This is a genomic window from Mesorhizobium sp. M2C.T.Ca.TU.002.02.1.1, from assembly GCF_003997225.1.
Window position 1 is genome coordinate 1 of sequence record NZ_RZTO01000752.1, and the last position, 3016, is coordinate 3016.

Genomic DNA, 3016 nt, shown 5'->3' on the forward strand with positions numbered 1-3016 from the left:
ACCACATCCAGGTCGCGCCTCACTGCTATTGCGGTCCGATCGTCGGCGCCGCCAACATCCAGCTGGCCGTCACGCTGCCCAACTTCCTCATCCTGGAATCGCTGAAGCAGTGGGATGGTTTTCACGCCACCCTGCTCAAGAAGAAGATCGAATGGCAGGACGGCAACGTCATCCCGTCGAAAGAGCCCGGCCTCGGCGTCGAGCTCGACGAGGCGGTCTGCGACGCGCACCCCTATAGCGGCAAGGACCTGCATCTGCAGATGATGCAGACGCCGCTGATGCCGTGACCCTCGCTTACGCCTTCATCGGCCTTGGCCATCTCGGCGGCAATCTTGCCGCCAGCCTGCTGCGCAGGGGTTTTGCCGTCACCGTCGTCGATCGTGAGCCGGCGGCGGTCGAGCGCCTCGTCGCGCTCGGCGCCACGGCGGCGGCGAGCCCCGCCGAAGCCGCGGCCCGTGCCGGCAACGCGATCACCTGCCTGCCCTCGCCGAAGGTCAGCGAGGCGGTGCTCGCCGGCCCGGACGGATTGCTTCAAGGCCTGCCCGCGGGCGGCACCTGGATCGAAATGTCGACCAATGGCCGCGACGAGATTGTTCGCCTCGCAGCCCTCGCCTCGGCCAAGGGCATCGAGACGCTGGAATGTCCGGTGACCGGCGGCGTGCATCTGGCCGCGGCGGGCAAGATCACCGCGCTGGTCGGCGGCGATGCGGCGCTCTACGAACGGCATCGCCCGGCCATCGAGGCGATGTGCGCGAAGTCATTCCTGATGGGGCCGGTCGGCTCGGCGGCGGTGATCAAGGTCATCACCAACATGCTCGCCTTCATCCATCTCGTCGCCGCCGGCGAGGCGCTGATGCTCGCCAAACAGGGCGGGCTCGACCTCGCCCAAGCCTATCACGCCATCGTAGCCTCTTCCGGCAACAGCTTCGTGCATGAGACCGAAAGCCAGCTCGTGCTCAACGGCTCCTACGACATCGGCTTCACCATGGACCTGGCGTTGAAGGATCTCGGCTTCGCGCTTGCCATGGGCAAGGATTTCGGCGCGCCGCTCGATCTGGCGTCGCGCGTCAACGCGATTTTCGAGGAGGGCAAGCGCGCCTATGGCGGCGACGCCTGGTCGACCAAGATCGTCAAGCTGCTCGAGGATGCGGTTGGCACGGAGCTTCGCGCGACGGGCTTCCCGGCCAGGCTCGAACTGTAACCCGGCAAAAATTTAGCCAGCTGTTTCAATCGCCTGACTGCGCCGGTTGAATCGGCCTCTTAGCCAGTTGATTCAACCTCTGAGCGTCAGTGCGCCGGGCAGGATCTCGAAAGTCGCCGGAATCCGCCCCGGCGACTCGCCGTCGATATCGACCAGCGCGCCGTTCTTCTCGGCATCGCCCAAAGGCTCGACCAGCACCTTGCGGCCGCGCAGGATGGTGATCGCCGGATGATTGCGGTGACGCCCGCCATAAAGAAGCCGGATGTCTCTTATCAGGCCGAGCTTGTTCGCCGCCCGCACGATGACGATGTCGAACTGCCCGTCCGACAGTTCGGCGTCGGGCGCGATCATCATGCCGCCGCCGAAGAACTTGCCGTTGGCGACCGCCACCAGCGCCATGCGCGCCTCGACCGGCTCGCCATCGTCGATGGTGATCCTGACGTCCTGGAAGCGGTAGCGGATGAACTCCAGCACCGTGCGCCAGAAGAACAGCGCCTTGGTCGAGACCCTGCCCTTGCGCTTGTCGGCATTGACGGCGCGATCCGTCGCGCCGGACAGGCCGAGGCTGGCGATGTTGATGAAGTGGCGGCTGGCCAGCTTGCCATGATCGTCGATGTAACAGACCCGCCCGGCATCGACTTTCCGCGCCTTGGCATCCGCGATCTGCTTGACCGACGCGCCTATGGAGCGCGGCATGCCGAGCCCTCGCGCGAAGTCGATGCCCGTGCCGCAGGGCAGAAGTCCAAGCGCGCTTTCATGGCCGGTCTCGTCCTGTGCCTGCAGCAGCCCGTCGGCCACCTCGCTGGCGGTACCGTCGCCGCCGGCGGCGATGATCAAGTCGCATCCGCCGGCCGCGAGGTCGATCGCCAGTCGCTCGGCGTCGCCGCTGGCTTGCGTCTCGCGCAACTCGAAATCACCGAAATTCGTCTTGAGCGACGCCGCCGCCTCCGCCCAATGCCGCTTGAGCCTGCCGCCGCCGGCAATCGGATTGAGCACCACCCCGACTTTCAAACCGACCTCCCCCGAGGCACGTCGCGTAAAAATGCGCGGCTGAGCCCGCGCTGGCGCCCAAACTCTGTTGCCGGCCCAAACTCTTTTGCCGACATTGAAACGCGGACCGGGCGGCTGAGCAAGGCTCCAACATCCAAGGTCGCTAAAAAAGCGGGCAGGCTGTCTAAGGGGTTCGGCCGCCGAATTCCGAGGCTTTTGCCATTGGTCCCCGATAATCCCGCTATCCACAGGCACCCCGGCATTCCCTGAACCGCTTACCCGGCGTACATTCAACCCATCTCAGGCGGCCACTGAACGCCCCAGCCGAAAGGCAAAAGCGCAAGGCGGATTTCCTGAGGCCCGTACGGCCCAGAACGAGAGCAGGTTCGCCTGCTGGAGGGACGGATGCCGAGACCTACGGGTGCCGCGGAAAGCGTGCCAACGCCGACGGCGGACCGATGCTGCCATGAAGGCCGGGAAAAACCTTCGATGGCACGCTGGGCGAAGCCCGCAAGGGTGGAGATCGGCGTGGTCTGGAACGGGAGCTGCCCTCGGGTGGCGACTGGCAGGACCGTCAAAATCAAGGCTGGCCTGGCGCGACGACTTTACGGAAGTTGCTGCCTTAACCGGTTCCTGATCTGACAGGGAGGCGCTGGGAGAAATCCCAGCGCCGACTGTCTTTTTGAGATAGGCCAGGCCCGATTGAGGCATTTCGGTCACAGTTGCCGGCTGAGCAACCTTCGGAAACGCCTCGTCATCCACATTTCACAATCGCGGCCAAATCCCGCCTTGTTCGGCGCGGATTGATGCAAGCGGGGTCGGGAG

3 protein-coding genes are annotated in these 3016 nt (G+C 65.1%); 2 read left to right on the forward strand and 1 reads right to left on the reverse strand.

Features of this window, described 5'->3' with window-relative positions; translation table 11 throughout:
* A partial coding sequence (locus EOD07_RS28785) for an enolase C-terminal domain-like protein (RefSeq protein ID WP_281059088.1) occupies window positions 1-287 on the forward strand: 287 nt, incomplete at its 5' end.
* Window positions 284-1201 carry an NAD(P)-dependent oxidoreductase gene (locus tag EOD07_RS28790; RefSeq protein WP_127237770.1) on the forward strand — a complete coding sequence of 306 codons (918 nt, stop codon included), beginning with the start codon at window positions 284-286 and terminating at the stop codon, window positions 1199-1201. The genes EOD07_RS28785 and EOD07_RS28790, both read left to right, overlap by 4 nt.
* Before the next feature lie 72 nt (window positions 1202-1273).
* On the opposite strand, the gene EOD07_RS28795 is transcribed toward EOD07_RS28790, so the two are convergent.
* A complete protein-coding gene (locus EOD07_RS28795; protein WP_127237771.1) occupies window positions 1274-2212 on the reverse strand; it encodes a diacylglycerol kinase family protein in 939 nt (312 codons plus the stop codon).
* Window positions 2213-3016 lie beyond the last annotated feature (804 nt).